Genomic DNA, 17836 nt, shown 5'->3' with positions numbered 1-17836 from the left:
GCAACCTGCAGTGCAGCAAAAAGAAGGGCCCGCGCGAAGGCGGGCCCATCCAGGATTGCGGTGTGCCGACCAACCGTCAGCACCCACCGGTTTGCGGGTGGCTCAGAACTTCCAGCGCAGGCTGGCCGACACGAAGCGCGGTTCGCCGTAGTTGTTGTAGTCCAGATTCGCCCAGTAGGTCTTGTCCAGTGCGTTGCGCACGCTCAGCGTTGCGGTCCAGCTGTCGCTGATGCGGTAGTTGGCATTGAAGTGCACCAGCATGTAGGCCGGCTGGTTCACCGTGACCGTGCCGCCCAGCGGGTAGGCGATGTTGTAGCCCTGCACCTTGCTCTGCCACTGCAGGCCGCCGCCAACGCTCAGGCGTTCCAGGGCGCCGCGCAGCTGCAGCTGGGTGTTGAGCTGCAACAGATCCTTCGGCGGATTGGCGTACAGCAGGTCGGTAGCCGCGCGGGTGACCTTGACGTGGGTGTAGCCGGCATTGACCGTCCAGCCCGGCAGGATCTCGCCGTTGACGTCCATCTCCCAGCCGCGCGCCTTGGTGCCGTTGACGCCGACGTAGGCGGAGGTGCCATCGCTGAGCGAACCCTCCGGCACGCCCATGTCGCGCACCGCGTAGTTGTCCTGCTTGGCCTCGAACACGGCGGCATTGGCGGTCAGGCGGCCATCCAGCCACTGGGTCTTGATGCCTGCTTCCAGGTTCGAGCCCTGCACCGGTGCCAGCAGGTTCTCGTTGCGGTCCTTGAAGTTCTGCGGGTTGAAGATCTCGGTGTAGCTGGCATAGGCCGACACGTTCGGGGTGATGTCGTAGACCAGGCCCACGTAGGGGGTGACTTCATCGCTCACCTTGTACGCACCGCTGGTGCCGGTGTAGGCGCCTGCGGCGTTGTACGAGCGGCTGAGGGTTTCCCAGCGGCTCAGGCGCGCGCCTGCAATCAGCGACAGCGGATCGGCCAGGCGCAGACGGGTGGCCAGGTAGACACCACTCTGCGTGGTCCTGGCCACGCGGCGCGCGCCGGTGCGGCGGTAGGTCACTTCGGAGATGTCGCCGTTCCAGCTGTACACATTGGGGATGTAGTAGCAGCGTTCGCTGCCACAGCGCGCCCAGTCGGTCGGGTAGTTCAGCGCGAGGGTATTCGTCGTGCCTTCCAGGTCCGACCACTGCGCGCCAACGGTGAGGTCGTGCTCGCGACCGAACAGGTCGAAGCTGCCGGACAGGTAGGCATCGACATTGCGACGGGTGTCCTTGGAATCGCCGGCGGCCGCGCGCAGGAAGATGCCCGAGCCGGTCACCGGGTCCGGGTTGCCGGTGCCGTACAGGCGCACGTTCTGCACGTTGCCACGGGTGTAGGCGGTGTTGATCTTCAGCAGCCAGTTGTCACCGAAGCGCTGTTCCAGGTTGGCGAACGCGGTGTTGCTCTCGCGCTTCCAGTAGCTCCACTTCGGCGACAGGTTGGTCGAACGCGGCAGGTGGGCGAAGTTGCCCTGGTTGTCGAAGAACGGCACGGTGCCCCAGGTTGAACCGGTGGGGTTGTTATCCTGGCTCTGGTAACCGAGGGTGATCGTGGTGCTGTCGGTGACGTCGCCTTCCAGCACCGCCATGCCGGCCATCTTGTTCTCGTCGTAGCGGTCGTAATACAGGCCCCGATCGGTGTAGGCGGCGACCACGCGGCTGCGGAAACGGCCGTCGGCGGTCAGCGGTGCGGTCACGTCGGCTTCCATTCGGCGGTAGTCCCAACTGCCGGCGCTGACCGCGAACGAGGCATCGAACTCCTTGCCCGGGCGCTTGCGCAGCAGGTTGACCGTGGCCGACGGCACGCCGGCGCCACTGAGCAGGCCGTTGGCGCCGCGGATCACTTCGATGCGGTCGTAGAAGGCGGTGTCGTATTCCTGGTTGGTGGAGCCGCTGTAGGTGGGAATGCCATCGACCTGGAAGTCGGTGATGGCAAAGCCACGCGCGTAGTACAGCGGGCGCTGGGTGTCATAGAAGGACACGCTGACGCCGGTGACGTTGCGCATCACATCGTTGATGCTGAACAGCGATTCGTCCTGCAGGCGCTTGAGGCTGATCGCAGTGGCTGACTGCGGGGTTTCCTGCAGCGTGATCGGCAGGCGGGTGGTGCTGGATGGCGGAGCGGACTGCTCGGCACGGACGCTGACCCGGTCCAGGGTCTTGGCATCGGCGGCGCCATCGGCGGCGGCGAACGCGCTGGGCGCGGCCAGCAGGGACAGCGACGAAAGCAGGGCAGCCGGCAGCAGCGCGCGGCGGGGCAGGCGGTTACGCAGGGTCAGGGACATGGTGGGCTCGAGGCTTGGAAGCGGGGAAGGGCGGCAGCAGTCGTCCAGTACCCGGGGCGGCGGCTTCGGGCACATCAGGTCCATCTGGGAGGGGCGCGGTCACTGCGTAGGACGCAAATGTAAATAATTCTTAACAACATTACAATTCGCGTCATCGTGCATCGGCTTTCCGGCACCAGGCATCGCCTTCTGTAGAGCCGCCCCAAAAACGAACGGCCACCCAAAGGTGGCCGTCCGTGTGCGTCGAAAGGAAACGGCGGGCTTACAGCGCCTGCAGTTCCTCGTTGGCGTTGCGCTTTTCCTTGACCGGAGCCGGAGCCGGAATTGCGGCCGGTGCAGGTGCTGCCGCGTTGGCATCCACCGGCACTTCCAGGTAGGGAAGGTGCAGGGTCTGGCTGGTCAGCGTGCGGATCTCGTTGACCAGCGCGGCACTGTCGTTGAGCTTGCGCCCGTACGACGGCACGATTTCGCGCAGGCGGGTTTCCCAGCCGGCCTTCATCTGGTCCGGGAAGGCCTTGGCCATCAGGTCCAGCATGATCGGCGGCGAGGTCGACGCACCCGGCGAGGCGCCGAGCAGGGCCGCGAGGGTGTGGTCCTTGTCGGTCACGATCTCGGTACCGAACTGCAGCACCGGGCCCTTCAGCGGATCACGCTTGATGATCTGCACGCGCTGGCCGGCGGTGACCAGCTTCCAGTCACCCGGCTTGGCGTTGGGGAAGTACTTGACCAGCTCGGCCTGGCGGTCGGCATCGTTCAGGCGTGCCTGGCCCATCAGGTACTGCACCAGGTCCAGGTTGTCCTTGCCCACTTCCAGCATCGGGCCGACGTTGTTGTGGGTGACCGAGGAATACAGGTCCCACCACGAGCCGTGCTTGAGGAACTTGGTGCTGTACAGCGCGAACGGCCCGAACAGCACCACCGGCTTGCCGTCCAGCTTGCGCGCATCCAGGTGCGGCACCGACATCGGCGGCGAACCGGTCTCGGCCATGCCGTAGGCCTTCACGCCATGGCGCGAGGTCACGTCCTGGCCCTGGAAGGCGAGGAACTGGCCACCGACCGGGAAGCCGGCGTAGTCCTTCGATTCCGGAATGCCGGACATCTGCAGCAGCTTGAGTGCGGCGCCACCGGCACCGATGAACACGAAGCGGGCGTGGGTGGTGGATTCGGTGCCGGCCTTGAGGTCCTTCACCGTCACGTTCCAGCTCTTGTCGGCGTTCTGCCGCAGCGCGCTCACTTCATGGTTGAGGTGCAGGTTGAAGTTCGGGCTGCGCTGCAGGCCGGTGGTCAGCTGGCGGGTGATCACGCCGAAGTTGACGTCGGTGCCGAGCGGCATCCAGGTCGCGGCAACCTTCTGCTTCGGGTCACGGCCTTCCATCAGCAGCGGGGCCCACTGCTTGATCTGCGCCGGATCTTCCGAGTACTGCATGCCGTAGAACAGCGGATTCTTCACCAGGGCCTGCTGGCGCTTGTGCAGGTAGGCGATGTTGTCATCGCCCCAGACGAAGCTCATGTGCGGGGTCGGGTTGATGAAGTCGCTGGGCTGGCTCAGTCGGCCTTGCTTGACCTGGTGCGACCAGAACTGGCGCGAGACCTCGAACGATTCGGCGATGCCGACCGCGCGCTTGGTCTCGATGCTGCCGTCGGGCAGTTCCGGGGTGTAGTTCAGTTCGGCGAACGCCGAGTGGCCGGTGCCGGCGTTGTTCCAGCCATCGGAGCTTTCACCGGCGACGCCGTCGAGGCGTTCGTAGACCTGGATGTTCCAGTCCGGCTGCAGTTCCTGCAGGTAGGTGGCCAGGGTGATGCTCATGATGCCGGCGCCGACCAGCACAACGTCGACGGGCTTGTCGTTGCTGGCGGCGGGCACCGAGCGCTGGGTCAGCGGCCAGTACAGGAACAGCGCGGCGGCCAGCAACAGCAGCACGAGCAGGGCGAGCAGGGCCTTGCCAAATTTCTTCATGGGGGCGGGATCGTTGGCGGAGGGGAGGAGGTCAGGATGCGCGTGGGGCAGGGAAAGGGCGTGAAGAAACAACGCCTTGCAACATCCTGGCGCGATTCTAACCGGTTCCGGTCCTTTTTTGATGCAACGCAGCATCCGACCTTTCGTGGCCCCGTCACCCATAGCGCCAGGTCATGCCTGGCGACGCCTTCAATCAGACCAGCTCCAGAATCTCGTCTCCGGCGTCGTCGAACTCGCCGGTCGGGCGCCAGCCCAGGCGGCGGTAGAAGCCGTGCGAGCGCGATCGCGGGTCGGCCGAGCAGGCCAGGAACAGCCGCCGGTGGCCGGCATCGCGGGTCAGGCTCACCACGTCCTGCAGCAGTTGGCGGCCGATGCCGCGGCCTTCGTAGTCCGGCAGCAGGGCCAGCACCAGCACCTCGCCGCTGTCGCGGTCGGCGAAGCAGTAACCGGCCATGCGCTCGCCCTCCCAGGCGACGCGGCCGATCGAATCGCCTTGGGCGATGCCGGCCGCCCAGCTGTCCTCGGTGATGCCCAGTTCCGCCAGTTGGGCGGCACTGAAGGCGTTCTCGCGGGTGCGCCCGCGCAGGTCGATGCAGGCGGCGGCATCTTCGGGGCGCGCATCGCGGACGAATACAGGCATGCAGGGCATCCTTGCAGTGATCGGCCGATCAGTATCCGCATCACGCATGGACCCGGTGTGGAGGTTGCGTGGAGATTGGATGGAGCAAAAAGGGGACGGAGGGGATTAAGTCGTCTTTGCCCGATATGTCGTTTGGTTCTTGAACGACTTAATCCCCTCCGTCCCCTTTTCAGCGCTTGCGCCGGATCAGCGCGGAGGAGGCGTCCAGCACCGCGCGGGTCAGCAGGGCCATGGTCTGCACGTCGCCCTTCCAATGCTGCCAGTACAGCGGCACGTCTTCCCACGCGCGCTGGCGCACGTAGACCAGTCGCCCGGCGTCCAGATGCCGCTTGACCAAGGGCAGGGGGTTCATGGTCCAGCCCATGCCGCCCAGGTTGGCCTGCACGAAGGCGCGGGTGGACGGAATCCACCAGGTCGGCGCGGTGCTGGGCAGGTCGTCGCCCGCCATGCGCCGGGCGAAGCGCGACTGCATTTCGTCCTTGCGGTTGAATACCAGCACCGGGGCCTGCGCCAGCGCCTGCGCGGTTACGCCCTTGGCGAAATGGCGCTCGCGGAACTCGGGGGTACAGGTCGCCGCGTAGCGGATGCTGCCCAGCGCGTGGATCTGGCAGCCCTGCACCGGCTCATCCAGGGTGGTCACCGCGCCCAGCACCGTGCCCTGGCGCAGCAGTTCGACGGTGTGGTCCTGGTCTTCCACGCGCAGGTCCAGCGTGGTGCCGGTGCTCTGCGCGAACTGCGAGGCGGCCTGCGGGAACCAGGTCTCCAGGCTGTCGTGGTTCACCGCCACCGGGATGCTTGCCTGGGGCAGGTCCTCGTCGGCCAGGCCCATACGGTGCAGGGCATCGTGTTCGAGCAGGGCGGTCTGCTCGGCCAGCTGCACCAGCACCTGGCCCTCGGCGGTGGCGGTGGCCGGAGTGCCGCGCTTGACCAGCAGGCGGCCGACCCGGTCCTCCAGCGCCTTGACCCGCTGCGAGATGGCCGAGGGCGTGACATTCAACGACTGTGCGGCGCGGTCGAAGCTGCCTTCGCGGATCACCGCGGCCAGGGCGCGCAGCTGGGCATGGTCGATACGCATCGAATTAAGTTCCGCTAATGTTGGTTTAGGAAGTTTAGCTCGTCTTTTTCATGTTGCGGCGCGACAATGGCGCCCGTTCCGGTGCTGTCCGCCTTCGCGAGGCACCGTTCCCCCAAGCAAGTAAAGGCAGTGAATCCCATGTTCTCGGTCATCTCCGCCAGCACCGGCCTCGGTGCCTGGTTCTCTGGTGCAGCTACCGGCATCGGCCTGTTCGCCGTGGTCGGGGCCCAGAGCGCCTTCATTCTGCGTCAGGGCATCCTGCGCAAGCACATCGTGCCGGTGGTTGCCACCTGTGCGGCCATCGATGCGATCTTCATCTTCGCCAGCGTGGCCGGCCTGCGCACGCTCACCTCGGCACTGCCGTGGCTGACCACCGCCGTGCTGTGGACGGGTGTCGCGTTCCTGGCCTGGTACGCAATGAAGTCGGCACGCCGTGCGATCGCCGGTGGCGGTGGCATGGGCGAGGCCGACAGTGACGACGGCAGCCGCCGCGCGGTGCTGATGGCCGCGGTCGGCTTCTCGCTGATCAACCCGCACTTCTGGCTGGACATGATGGTGATCGGTTCGATCGCCGAGAACTTCGGCAACGCCCGCATGGCCTTCGCCGCTGGCGTGGTCACCGCCAGCTGCCTGTGGTTGACCGCGCAGGGCCTGGGTGCACGCCTGCTGGCGCCGCTGTTCACCAAGCCCAGTACCTGGCGCGTGCTCGACGGCACCATTGCCGTGATCCTCAGCATCCTGGCCCTCACGTTGGCGGTGCGCGGGGTCCACTGACCCGGCGCACGCCCCCCGAACCCACGTCCTGACTCTCTCTCCAAGGTAGTGGTAACGACGGCACCGGCAACGGTGCCGTCGTTTTTTCTGCCGATGTGGCGCGGCAATCGGTCACGTGCCTAGAATCGTGCATCCGGACAGGGTGTCCGGTTTTCCATGGGGGAAGGATGCGCAGGATTGTGCTGGCTGTACTGTTGGGAGCGGTTGTGGGTGGGGCATCGGCCGCAGCGCTGGACCTGGATCGCTATCTGCGGCAGGAGTCGTTTACCGACATCAAGATTTCGCCGGGGGGCGAGTACATCGCCGCGACGGTTCCGCTGGAGGCGGGAACCGCCTTGGCGATCTATCGCATTGCCGACATGAAGATGGTCGGCAGCTTCCGCCCGCCCCGCAACGATCACGCCCACACCTTCGACTGGGTCAGCAACGAGCGACTGCTGGTGGGCATGGCACAGAAGTTCGGCGTGCTGGACCGGCCGACGCCGACCGGCGAACTGTTCGGTATCAATGCCAACGGCAAGGGCGGCGAGCTGCTGGTGGGTTACCGGGTTGCCGACCAGAGCCTGGGCACCAACATCAAGGTCAAACCGGCAGGCCTGGTGGCCGCGTACCTCAGCGACGAACTCAAGGATGACGATCGCAACGCACTGGTGACGGTGATCCCGCTGGTCGGCAGTTCGCATGCCCAGGTCGAGCGCATGGATGTGATCACCGGTCGCCGCAACGCGGTGGCACGGGCTCCCATCCCCGATGCGGACTTCACGATCGATGAGCAGGGTGAGGTGCGTTTCGCGCGCGCTGTCGTTACCGATGGCACGCAGAAGCTCTACTACCGCACAGGCAGCAACAGCGACTGGATCCTGCTCAACGATGAATCCCTGAGCAAGCGCATCGAGCTGCCCCTCGGCTTCTCGGCCGACGGTCGCCTGGCGTACCTGCAGGTCGAGCAGGCAGACGGACCCGATGCCATTGTCAGCTGGGACCCCCAGAGCAATGAACGACGCACCGTGCTGCGCGATGAGAGCGCCGACCCGGCGCGCATCATCCGGCGCCCCGGCAGCCGCGTGCCGGTCGGGGCACTGTTCCTTGGCAGTGCGCCGCGAACGGCATTCTTCGATGACGCCTCGAACGAAGCCCGCCTTTACCGCAGCCTCGAAGCGGGCCTGGGCGGAGCGGCCTACATCACCTCCAGCACGCGCGATGGCAGGACGGTGCTGGTGGAAACCTGGTCAGGCAGCAATCCGGGCGATTTCTATCTCTATGACACGGTTGGCAAGAGTGCACGGCACCTGATAAGCCGCAGCGACTGGATCGACCCCGCGCTGGCGGCGGAGGTGCGTCCGATCAGCCTGAAGGCGCGCGATGGGCGTCCGCTGCATGGCTTCCTTACCGTCCCGCACGGCCGCGAGGCCCGTGCGCTGCCGATGGTGGTGGTGCCGCACGGAGGTCCGATCGGTGTTGCCGACGACGGCGCCTATGACGCCGAGGCGCAGATGCTGGCGGCGGCAGGTTACGCGGTATTGCAGGTGAATTTCCGCGGCTCTTCCGGTTATGGCCGGGCCCACATGCAGGCCGCGCGCAAGCAATGGGGACTGTCGATGCAGGATGACGTCACCGATGCCACGCGCTGGGCGATCGAACAGGGCGTGGCCGACAAGAACCGCATCTGCATCTACGGGGCCAGTTACGGTGCCTATGCGGCAATGATGGGGGCGGTGCGCGAACCGGGCCTCTACCAGTGCGCGGCAGGCTACGTCGGCATCTACGACCTGCCGTTGATGTACGCCCGTGGAGACATCCAGAGTGATGAGTCAGGCCTGGCCTATCTGCGCAACTGGCTGGGGTCGCCCAAGGATCTGGCAGAGCGTTCCCCGGTGAATCTGGCCGCGCAGGTGCGGGTGCCGGTATTCCTGGCCGCGGGGGGCCAGGACCAGCGTGCGCCGATCGTGCACAGTGAACGCATGGAAGCTGCGTTGAAGAAGGCCGGCTCGCCGGTGGAAACCCTGTTCGTCAAGAACGAAGGGCATGGTTTCTATTCTCCTGCCAATCAACGCACGTACTACAGCAGGTTGCTGGCCTTCCTCTCGCGCAGCCTGGGGGGACAGGTGGCCGCGCAGGCCGCGCCTGCGGAAAAGAGCAGCGCGCCCTGAACAAGCCGGGGGCGGCGGATGATCGATCCGCCGCCCCGGATTTTGCCTGCAGCGGGCTTACTTGACCCCGTGCATCATCTTCTTCAGCAGCGGCGCGGCAATGAAGGCGGCCAGCGCACAGCCCAGGCCGATCCACATCAGCAGCCAGAACAGGTGCGCATAGGCGCCGGCGGCGGCCACCATGTCCAGCGATTCGCCTTCTGGCACCTCGATCGCGGCCAGCTTGCCGAACAGCGCGGCCAGCGTTTCCGAGAAGGCGGTGGCCAGGAACCAGGTGCCCATCATCAGGCTCATCACCCGCGGCACGGCCAACTGGGTGACCGCCGACAGGCCGACCGGCGACAAGCACATCTCGCCACTGGCCAGCAGGAAGTAGGCCAGCACCAGCCACCACACACTGGCCATCTCGCCGGTAGCGCCGACCTGCTGTGCGGCCAGTGCCAGCGGCACGAACGACAGCGCGCCGATCACCAGACCCCAGGCCGATTTGACCGGCTTGCCCGGTTCCCAGCCGCGGCGGTCCATCCACGTCCACAGTGCGGCGAAGGCCGGTGCCAGCAGCACCAGGAACAGGCCGCCCAGATAGGTCAGCGAGCCGGCGGTCTGCGGGATCACCAGGCAGTCGCGCACCAGCAGCACCAGCATCAGCACGACGATGGCGGCGAAGAACGTGCGCGGCGCAGCCGAACCGGGGCGCCGCTCGGACAGGCGCGCGCTGACCACGAAGCCCAGCGGTGCCAGCAGCAGCGAGATGATCGACCATGGCAGCGGGGTACCGCCGGTGATCACCAGCGAGGGCACGATGTCCTTGGTCAGCAGGCGGTCGGTGAAGGTCACCCACGAGCCGTAGGACTGCTCGTACATCGTGAAGAACACCAGCGCCATGAAGATCAGCACCATCAGCGCGATCATCTGCTGGCGCTGCACCGGCGTGCACTTGCTGCCGGTGAACCAGGCGAACCAGACCAGCACGCCGCCCAGCACCACCAGCATCAGCATCAGCGCCAGGCTGATTTCACCGCCCAGCGCGAATGCGCCATTGCCGGCGGCCCACATCAGCCACGCCACCGGCAGCACACCGAGCACCGCGCACAGATAGATGAGCCATTCGCGCGGCAGGCCCAGCACCTTCTGCTTCAGTGCCGCCGGTTGCGGCGGTTCGGCATGGCCCTGCAGGTACTTCTGGCCCCACAGGAACATCGCCAGGCCGGCCAGCATGCCGATACCGGCTGCTCCGAAACCGTACTTCCAGCCATAGGCCTCGCCGAGGAAGCCGCACACCAGCGAGGAGAACAGCGCGCCGAGGTTGATGCCGGCGTAGAACAGCGAGAAGCCCGAATCGCGGCGCGGATCGTCCTTGGCGTACAGCTTGCCGACGATGGTGGAGATGTTCGGCTTGAGGAAGCCGACGCCCATGATGATCAGTGCCAGCGACAGGTAGGTCACCGCCAGTGCCGAGGTGTCGCGCACCACTTCGCCGTTCACCCGGTACGCGGCGTGGCCTTCGAAGGCCATGCCAAGGTGGCCGAGCACCAGCAGGATACCGCCGAACAGCACCGCCCGGCGCATGCCCAGCCAGCGGTCGGCCAGCATGCCGCCGAATACCGGGATGCAGTACACCAGGCCGCCGTAGGCACCGAGCAGGTCCAGGCCGGCCTTGTCGCCGAACAGGTGGTATTTGGTCAGGTACAGCAGCAGCAGCGCCTTCATGCCGTAGAAGGAGAAGCGCTCCCACATTTCGGTGAAGAAGCAGACGTAGACGCCCTTGGGGTGGCCCAGGAAATCGTCGGAAGCGATAGCGGTGGAATTCATCGCGGAATTATAGGCGCGTGCCGCAGGCACGCACCGGGTAGCGCAGCCAAGCCAGGTCACGCCTTCGCGCCTTGAACCGCGCGAAGGCCCGCGTCGGCGGGTACAGCACCACCGCCAGCGCACAGGCCACCAGCAGCAGGCCGGCCACCGAATCCAGGGCGTACAGGTCACCGTGCGTCGGTCCCCCGATCGCCAGCGCGGCCAGGTACAGCCCCTTCAGCACATACAGGTGCAGCAGGTAGAAGAACATCGGCGCGGCGCCGATATCGGCCAGCGGGCGCAGTGCGCGCGCCAGTGGCGGCCATTCGTACAGGCGCAGCAGCAACAGCCCCACGCCCAGGGTCAACAGCAGGAACTGCAGCGACGGCGGGTACTTGGTGATGTTGAACACGCTCATCCATGTGCGCAGCGTGCTGCTTTGGTACTGCCACGGTGCATCCCCGTACTGGTTGGCGAATCGCAGCAGTGCGAACAGGGCCAGTGCGCCGATGCCTGCCCACAGCAGCCATCGCTGGCGCTGCTCTGGCGCGCGCTCGCGACCGAACCACGGCCCCATCAGGTAGCCCAGCGCAATCACCCCGATCCAGGGCAGCAGCGGATAGGACGTGCGCAGGCGCAGCGCACCGGCCTCGATCCAGTCGCGCTGATGCAGCACTTTCCACAGCACCGGCAGCAGGCCATTGCCCTGCAGCCGTACGCTGTCGAACAGGTTGTGCCCGGCCACCACCGCGACCGCGGCCACCAGCAGGACGGGACGGGGCAGCCACAACAGGCCGCCCAGCGCGATCATGCTCAGGCCGATGGCCCAGATCACCTGCAGGTACAGCGTGTCCGGTGGCAGCTGGAAGGTCCAGGCGAAGTTCACCAGGGTCAGTTCCAGCACGACCAGGAACAGGCCGCGCTTGAGCAGGAAGGCGGACGTGGCCCGGCGCGGATCCGCCTGGCGCTGGCCGTACAGCCAGGCCGAAAGACCGGTCAACAGGACGAACACGGGCGCGCACAGGTGGGCCAGCAGACGGCAGGCGAACAGCGCAGGGGAGACCGTCGCCGCGTCCATCGGGTCGCTCACCTGGTGCTGCAGGAAGAAGGTCTCGCGCACGTGGTCCAGCAACATCAACAGCATCACGGTGCCGCGCAGCTGGTCGATGGAGGCCAGGCGAGGGGAGGGGGAAGGGGGCATGCGATGCAGTAACAACAAGGTAGCATTAAGATATAACATATCATTTGCTGTGTGCCCAACCGGACTTTGCCGGGTCGGTCGATTGCCGGTCCACGTACTGGCCCATTGCGCTGCAGCACACGCCCCCATCCTTTGGCACGCTGGACTTGATCTGTCCTGAACGCTAGCGTGGCAGGGATTTTTTGCCAGCAGGGGCTTCCATGAACCACGACGCTGCGCCCAAGCAGCTCACCTTCCGCGCAGTGGCCCTGGCCATCGTGCTGGCGGTGGTGCTGTCGGCCGCAAACGCCTACCTCGGTCTGTTCGCAGGCCTGACCATCGCCACCGCCATTCCCGCCGCGGTGATTTCCATGGGCGTGCTGCGCCTGCTGGGTGGTGGCTCCATCCTCGAGAACAACATCGTGCAGACCGGCGCCTCGGCCGGTTCGTCTATCGCCGCCGGTGTGATCTTCACCATCCCGGCGTTGGTGATCATGGGCTACTGGCCGGACTTCAAGTACTGGTGGGTGCTGGGCATCGCCGGCCTGGGTGGCCTGCTGGGCGTGCTGTTCTCGGTGCCGCTGCGCCGTTCGATGATCGTCGAAGACCCGCTTCCGTTCCCGGAGGGCAAGGCTGCGGCCGAAGTGCTCAAGGCCGGTGAGAATCCGGGCCCGGGCCTGAAGATCCTCGGCCTGTCGGCGGTGATCGGTGCCTTCGTCAAGCTGGCCGCGGAAAGCGGCATGCGCCTGATTCCCGATGCCTGGGCCACTTCGGCCTACGTCGGCAGCTCCAAGGTCACCGCCTTCATCGGCACCAACCTGTCGCCGGCACTGCTGGGCGTGGGCTACATCGTCGGCCTCAACGTCGGCATCGTGGTGGTGTCCGGCTCGATCCTGACCTGGCACATCGCCATTCCGATCTACCAGGCGTTCTTCATGAACACCGATCCGGCACTGGCCGCGTCGGTCGCCACCGCTTCGTCCACCGAAGCCGCGTTCGCCATCTGGGGCGCGAAGATGCGCTACCTGGGCGTCGGCGCGATGCTGATCGGTGGCATCTGGACCCTGATCTCGCTGCGCAAGTCGCTGCTCAACGGCGTCAAGAGCGGCTTTGCAGCCGCCCGCAAGAGCGGCGGCCCGGTGCTGGCGCACACCGAGCGCGACCTGCCGATGAAGTGGATGCTGGTGGCCCTGGTGGTCTTCGTGCTGCCGCTGCTGGCCCTGTACCAGGCCATCGTCGGCCAGTGGCACGTGTCGATCCCGATGACCCTCATCATGATCGTCGCCGGCTTCCTGTTCGTGTCGGTCTCGGCCTACCTGGCCGGCCTGATCGGTTCGTCCAACAACCCGGTCTCGGGCATCACCATCTCCACCATCCTGTTCGCCTCGGCCGTGCTGGTGGTGCTGCTGGGCGCCGATGGCCTCAAGCCGGTCGGTGCCGGCGGTGCGCCGCTGGGTGCGGTGGCTGCGATCATGATCGGCGCGGTGGTGTGCTGCGCTGCGGCGGTCGGCGGTGACAACCTGCAGGACCTCAAGGCCGGCTACATCGTCGGCGCCACCCCGTGGAAGCAGCAGTTGATGCTGGGCATCGGTGCGTTCTCGTGCGCACTGATCATGGCCCCGGTGCTGAACCTGCTGGCTACCGCCTACGGCATCGGCGTGAAGTCCGAGCTGCACCCGAACGCGCTGGCTGCACCGCAGGCCAACCTGATGGCCTCGGTGGCCAAGGGCCTGTTCGGTGGCGAACTGCCGTGGACCTTCATCGGCATCGGTGCCGTGGTCGGCGCCGCCATCATCGCCTTCGACAGCTGGCTGAAGTCGCGCAACGCACGCTTCCGCGTGCCGGTGCTGGCCGCCGCCATCGGTATCTACCTGCCGCTGGAACTGATGGTGCCGATCTTCCTCGGTGGCCTGATTGCCCACCTGGTGGAGCGCTTCCACAAGGTGCGCGCCGATGACGAAGAAGGCCGCGACCGCGTGCACAAGCCGGGCGTGCTGTTCGCTGCCGGCCTGATCACCGGCGAGGCACTGATGGGCATCGCCATCGCGATTCCGATCGTGGTCAGCAGCCGCGCAGACGTGCTGGCCGTGCCGTTCCACCTGCCGGGCGCACAGTGGATCGGCCTGGCCGTGCTGTTCCTGGTCGGCTGGCTGATCTACCGCACTGGCAAGTACGCCAAGGCGTAATGCAGGGGGGCGGATCCCTTCCCGGAGGGAAGGGCTCTGACCCCACGCTGACAGCGTCTGGGGTCAGAGCCGATTCCGCCGGAATCGGATCCGACCCCCGTGTCCCCACAAACCGCGCTACGGCGCGGTTTGCTGTTTCTGGCGATTGCCCGCCCGCAGTCATGACCGATGGCCTTGGCAGCCCCGGCCGCACGGGCCTAACATCGGTTTTTTGCCGTCCTGCGGAGACCCCGATGAAACTGCGTCATGCCCTGCTGCCACTGAGCCTGCTGGCCGCCCTGCCCAGCGTTGCCGCTGCCCGTGGCCTGGAAGTCCGCGACATGGTGGCCATGGACCGCGTCTCCGCGCCGGTACTGACCGCTGACGGCGGCACCGTGGTGTTCGCCAAGCGCAGCGTCGACGCCAACCTGAAGGCCTCCACCGCGCTGTTCGCACGCAACCTGCGCACCCGCGATGCGGCGCCGCCGAAGCAGATCACCCCGGCTGGCTGGAGTGTCAATTCCGCTTCACTGTCGGCCGATGGCCAGACCGTGTACTTCCTCAGCGCCAAGAACGGCAGCCAGCAGCTGTACGCGCAGCCGATCAGCGGCGGTGCTCCGCGCCAGTTGACCGACTTCCCGGTGGACGTGGACAGCTACCACGTGTCGCCGCAGGACGACCGCGTGTTGTTCAGCGCTGGCGTGTTCCAGGCTTGCGCCTCGGATCTGGCGTGCACCGAGAAGAAGCTGAAGGACGTGGCCGGCGCCAAGGCCAGCGGCAAGGTCTTCGATTCGCTGTTCGTGCGCCACTGGGATACCTGGAACGACGGCCGCCGCAATACCCTGTTCGTGGCGCCGCTGCCGTCGGCCAAGGCCGGCGCGGTCAAGGGCGCTTCTGCACTGAGCGCGACCATCGATGGCGACGCGCCGTCCAAGCCGTTCGGTGGCAACGATGATTTCGCGTGGTCGCCGGATGGTGCCAGCGTGGTGGCCAGCATCCGTGTGGCCGGCAAGCAGGAGCCGTGGTCGACCAACTTCGACCTGTACCGCTTCGACGCCGCGGGCAAGCAGGCACCGGTCAACCTGACCGCGTCCAACCCGGCCTGGGATGCCGGCCCGGTGTTCAGCGCCGACGGCAAAACCCTGTTCTACCGTGCGATGAAGCGCCCGGGCTTCGAAGCCGATCGCTTTGGCCTGATGGCGATGGACGTTGCCAGCGGCAAGACGCGCGAGATCGCCCCGCAGTGGGATCGTTCGGCTGGCGGCATCGCCCTGTCCGCCGACGGTGCCAGCATCTACACCACTGCCGATGACCTCGGCGAACACCCGCTGTTCCAGATCGACGTGGCCAGCGGCAAGGCCACCAAGCTGATTGGCGATGGCAGCGTTACTGCTGTCGACGTGGCCGGCAACAGCGTGGCCATCACCCGCAACAGCCTGAAGAGCAACGACCAGGTACTGGTCGGCCTGCTGCCGGCCGCGGGCGAAGCCATCGGCGAACTGCGCGCGCTGACCCCGGCTGCTGGCGACGTACTGAAGGACGTGACCTTCGGTGACTACGAACAGTTCGAGTTCAAGGGCTGGAACAACGACACCGTGCACGGCTACGTGGTCAAGCCGCACAACTACCAGGAAGGCAAGTCGTACCCGGTCGCGTTCCTGATCCACGGCGGTCCGCAGGGCAGCTTCGGCAACGGCTGGAGCTACCGCTGGAACCCGCAGACCTACGCGGGCCAGGGCTACGCGGTGGTGATGATCGATTTCCACGGTTCCACCGGCTATGGCCAGGCCTTCACCGATGCGATCAGCCAGCACTGGGGCGACCGCCCGCTGGAAGACCTGCAGAAGGGCTGGGACGCGGCGCTGAAGAAGTATTCCTTCCTCAACGGTGACAAGGCCTGTGCGCTGGGCGCGAGCTACGGTGGCTTCATGGTCAACTGGATCGCCGGCAACTGGAACAGCCCGTTCAAGTGCCTGGTCAACCATGACGGCGTGTTCGACCAGCGCATGATGGGCTACGCCACCGAAGAGCTGTGGTTCACCGAGTGGGAGCAGGGCGGTACCCCGTACCAGAAGGCCGCGAACTACGAGAAGTTCAACCCGGTCAACCACGTGGCGGACTGGAAGAAGCCGATCCTGGTCATCCACGGCCAGCAGGACTTCCGCATTCCGGTCGAGCAGGGCCTGGCTGCGTTCACCGCTGCACAGCGCCAGGGCATCGAATCGAAGTTCCTGTACTTCCCGGACGAGAACCACTGGGTGTTGAAGCCGAACAACAGCATCCTGTGGCATGACACCGTCAATGCCTGGCTGAAGCAGCACATCGGCAACTGATGGTTGCAGCGCCGCCCTTCGGGGCGGCGCTTTTTGTTTTCGACGGTGGGTGCCGATGTTCCCGCCGGTGGGTGCCGACCGTTGGTCGGCACACCTTCGCCAACAGCAGCCGAGCATGGCTCGGCTCTACAAGAGCACCCGTATGATCCAGAACGACATCGTCGTCTTCGGCTTGATCGCCGCCACCCTCGGCGCCGTGTTCTGGACCGCCTCGCGCGAGCAGGGCCTGTGGAAGCGCTTCTACACGTTCGTGCCGGCGCTGCTGCTGTGCTACCTGATTCCCGGCATCTACAATACCGTCGGCCTCATCGATGGCCAGAACACCAAGCTCTACAACCCGATCGCACGCGACATCCTGCTGCCGGCGGCGCTGATCCTGCTGACGCTGGCGGTGGACATCAAGGGCATCCTGCGGCTGGGCCCGAAGCTGGTGCTGATGTACCTGGGCGCGTCGGCCAGCATCATGCTCGGCGCGGTGGTGGCGTTCCTGTTGATGCGCGCGGTGCATCCGGAAACCGTGGCCGGTGACACCTGGGCCGGCATGGCCGCCCTGGCGGGCAGCTGGATCGGCGGCGGTGCCAACATGCTGGCGATGCGCGAAGTGTTCGACGTCAATGCAACCACCTTCGGCCAGTTCGCGGTGGTCGATGTCGGCGTGGGCTATGTATGGATGGCGGCACTGATCTTCCTGGCCGGGCGCGCAGCGAAGATTGATGCACGCAGCGGCGCCGATACTTCGGCCATCGATGAACTGAAGGAGCGCATCGCGCGCTTCCAGGCCGAGCACGAGCGCATTCCCAGCCTTACCGACCTGATGCTGATCGTGGCGGTGGCCTTCGGTGGCGTGGGCCTGTCGCACGCCATCGGCGCGCCGCTGGCGGCGTGGTTCAAGGCCAACGTCAGCTGGGCTTCGCAGTTCAGCCTGGATGCGCCGTTCGTGTGGGTGGTGGTGCTGTCGACCTCGCTGGGCCTGAGCCTGAGCTTCACCCGTGCACGTACCCTGGAAGGGGCGGGCGCCTCGCGGCTGGGCTCGCTGCTGCTGTATTTCCTGATCGCCTGCATAGGCATGCAGATGGATCTGCTGGCGCTGCTGGATCGCCCGTGGCTGTTCCTGCTCGGCCTGATCTGGATTGCCGTGCACATCGTGCTGCTGTGGTGCCTGGGCAAGCTGCTGAAGGTGCCGTTCTTCTATTTCGCGATCGGTTCGCAATCGAACATCGGTGGCCCGGCCTCGGCGCCGGTAGTGGCGGCCGCGTTCCATCCGGCGCTGGCGCCGGTGGGCGTGCTGCTGGGCACGATGGGCTATGCGACCGGCACGTACCTGGCCTACATCGTCGGCATTACCCTGCGCGCGCTGGCCGGGCAGGGGTGATCCTGTAGAGCCGAGCCCATGCTCGGCTGCTTCTGGCTTTGCATTCGCGCTCGTGACAGCGAAGAGCAGCCGAGCATGGGCTCGGCTCTACAGTAGATCCACGC

General features: G+C 66.1%; 11 protein-coding genes. 5 read left to right on the top strand and 6 right to left on the bottom strand.

Features of this window, described 5'->3' with window-relative positions; translation table 11 throughout:
- Positions 1–102 precede the first annotated feature (102 nt).
- From ACTJJM_RS03075 to ACTJJM_RS03060, 4 genes are all read right to left on the bottom strand, one after another.
- On the bottom strand, positions 103–2295 hold the full coding sequence (locus tag ACTJJM_RS03075) for a TonB-dependent siderophore receptor (protein WP_440865134.1): 2193 nt from the start codon (positions 2293–2295) through the stop codon (positions 103–105).
- A gap of 262 nt (positions 2296–2557) precedes the next feature.
- A complete protein-coding gene (gene mqo / locus ACTJJM_RS03070; protein WP_019336986.1) occupies positions 2558–4252 on the bottom strand; it encodes a malate dehydrogenase (quinone) in 1695 nt (564 codons plus the stop codon).
- Between the two features lie 193 nt (positions 4253–4445).
- Entirely contained in the window at positions 4446–4892 is a 447-nt protein-coding gene (locus tag ACTJJM_RS03065; RefSeq protein WP_010483402.1) for a GNAT family N-acetyltransferase, read from the bottom strand.
- Between the two features lie 169 nt (positions 4893–5061).
- The gene (locus ACTJJM_RS03060; protein WP_006424060.1) at positions 5062–5967 is read right to left on the bottom strand and encodes a LysR family transcriptional regulator ArgP; all 906 of its coding nucleotides are present in this window, start codon (positions 5965–5967) and stop codon (positions 5062–5064) included.
- 138 nt (positions 5968–6105) lie between these two features.
- Between ACTJJM_RS03060 and ACTJJM_RS03055 the strand changes: the two genes are divergently transcribed.
- On the top strand, positions 6106–6741 hold the full coding sequence (locus tag ACTJJM_RS03055; protein WP_005408523.1) for a LysE/ArgO family amino acid transporter: 636 nt from the start codon (positions 6106–6108) through the stop codon (positions 6739–6741).
- A gap of 167 nt (positions 6742–6908) precedes the next feature.
- On the top strand, positions 6909–8891 hold the full coding sequence (locus tag ACTJJM_RS03050; protein ID WP_191850865.1) for an alpha/beta hydrolase family protein: 1983 nt from the start codon (positions 6909–6911) through the stop codon (positions 8889–8891).
- Positions 8892–8948: 57 nt separating this feature from the next.
- On the opposite strand, the gene ACTJJM_RS03045 is transcribed toward ACTJJM_RS03050, so the two are convergent.
- Positions 8949–10703, bottom strand: coding sequence for a peptide MFS transporter (locus ACTJJM_RS03045; protein ID WP_019336990.1), 1755 nt, complete (start codon positions 10701–10703; stop codon positions 8949–8951).
- Positions 10704–10710: 7 nt separating this feature from the next.
- Positions 10711–11883: a heparan-alpha-glucosaminide N-acetyltransferase domain-containing protein gene (locus ACTJJM_RS03040; protein WP_099560420.1), complete on the bottom strand. Its 1173-nt coding sequence runs from the start codon at positions 11881–11883 to the stop codon at positions 10711–10713.
- Positions 11884–12083: 200 nt separating this feature from the next.
- On the opposite strand from ACTJJM_RS03040, the gene ACTJJM_RS03035 reads away from it, so the two are divergent.
- The 3 genes from ACTJJM_RS03035 (at position 12084) to ACTJJM_RS03025 (ending at position 17732) form a co-directional block, all read left to right on the top strand.
- On the top strand, positions 12084–14048 hold the full coding sequence (locus tag ACTJJM_RS03035; protein WP_010483387.1) for an OPT family oligopeptide transporter: 1965 nt from the start codon (positions 12084–12086) through the stop codon (positions 14046–14048).
- A 233-nt stretch (positions 14049–14281) separates the two neighbouring features.
- Complete coding sequence (locus tag ACTJJM_RS03030; RefSeq protein WP_010483385.1) at positions 14282–16360, top strand: alpha/beta hydrolase family protein; 2079 nt, start codon at positions 14282–14284, stop codon at positions 16358–16360.
- Positions 16361–16502: 142 nt separating this feature from the next.
- The gene (locus ACTJJM_RS03025; RefSeq protein WP_029550672.1) at positions 16503–17732 is read left to right on the top strand and encodes a DUF819 family protein; all 1230 of its coding nucleotides are present in this window, start codon (positions 16503–16505) and stop codon (positions 17730–17732) included.
- The last annotated feature ends 104 nt before the right edge of the window (positions 17733–17836 follow it).

Source organism: Stenotrophomonas sp. 22692 (assembly GCF_052045015.1).
Classification (GTDB): Bacteria; Pseudomonadota; Gammaproteobacteria; order Xanthomonadales; family Xanthomonadaceae; genus Stenotrophomonas; species Stenotrophomonas geniculata.
The sequence above is the reverse complement of the archived record's forward strand: the minus strand, read 5'-3'. Positions and strand labels throughout refer to the sequence as shown.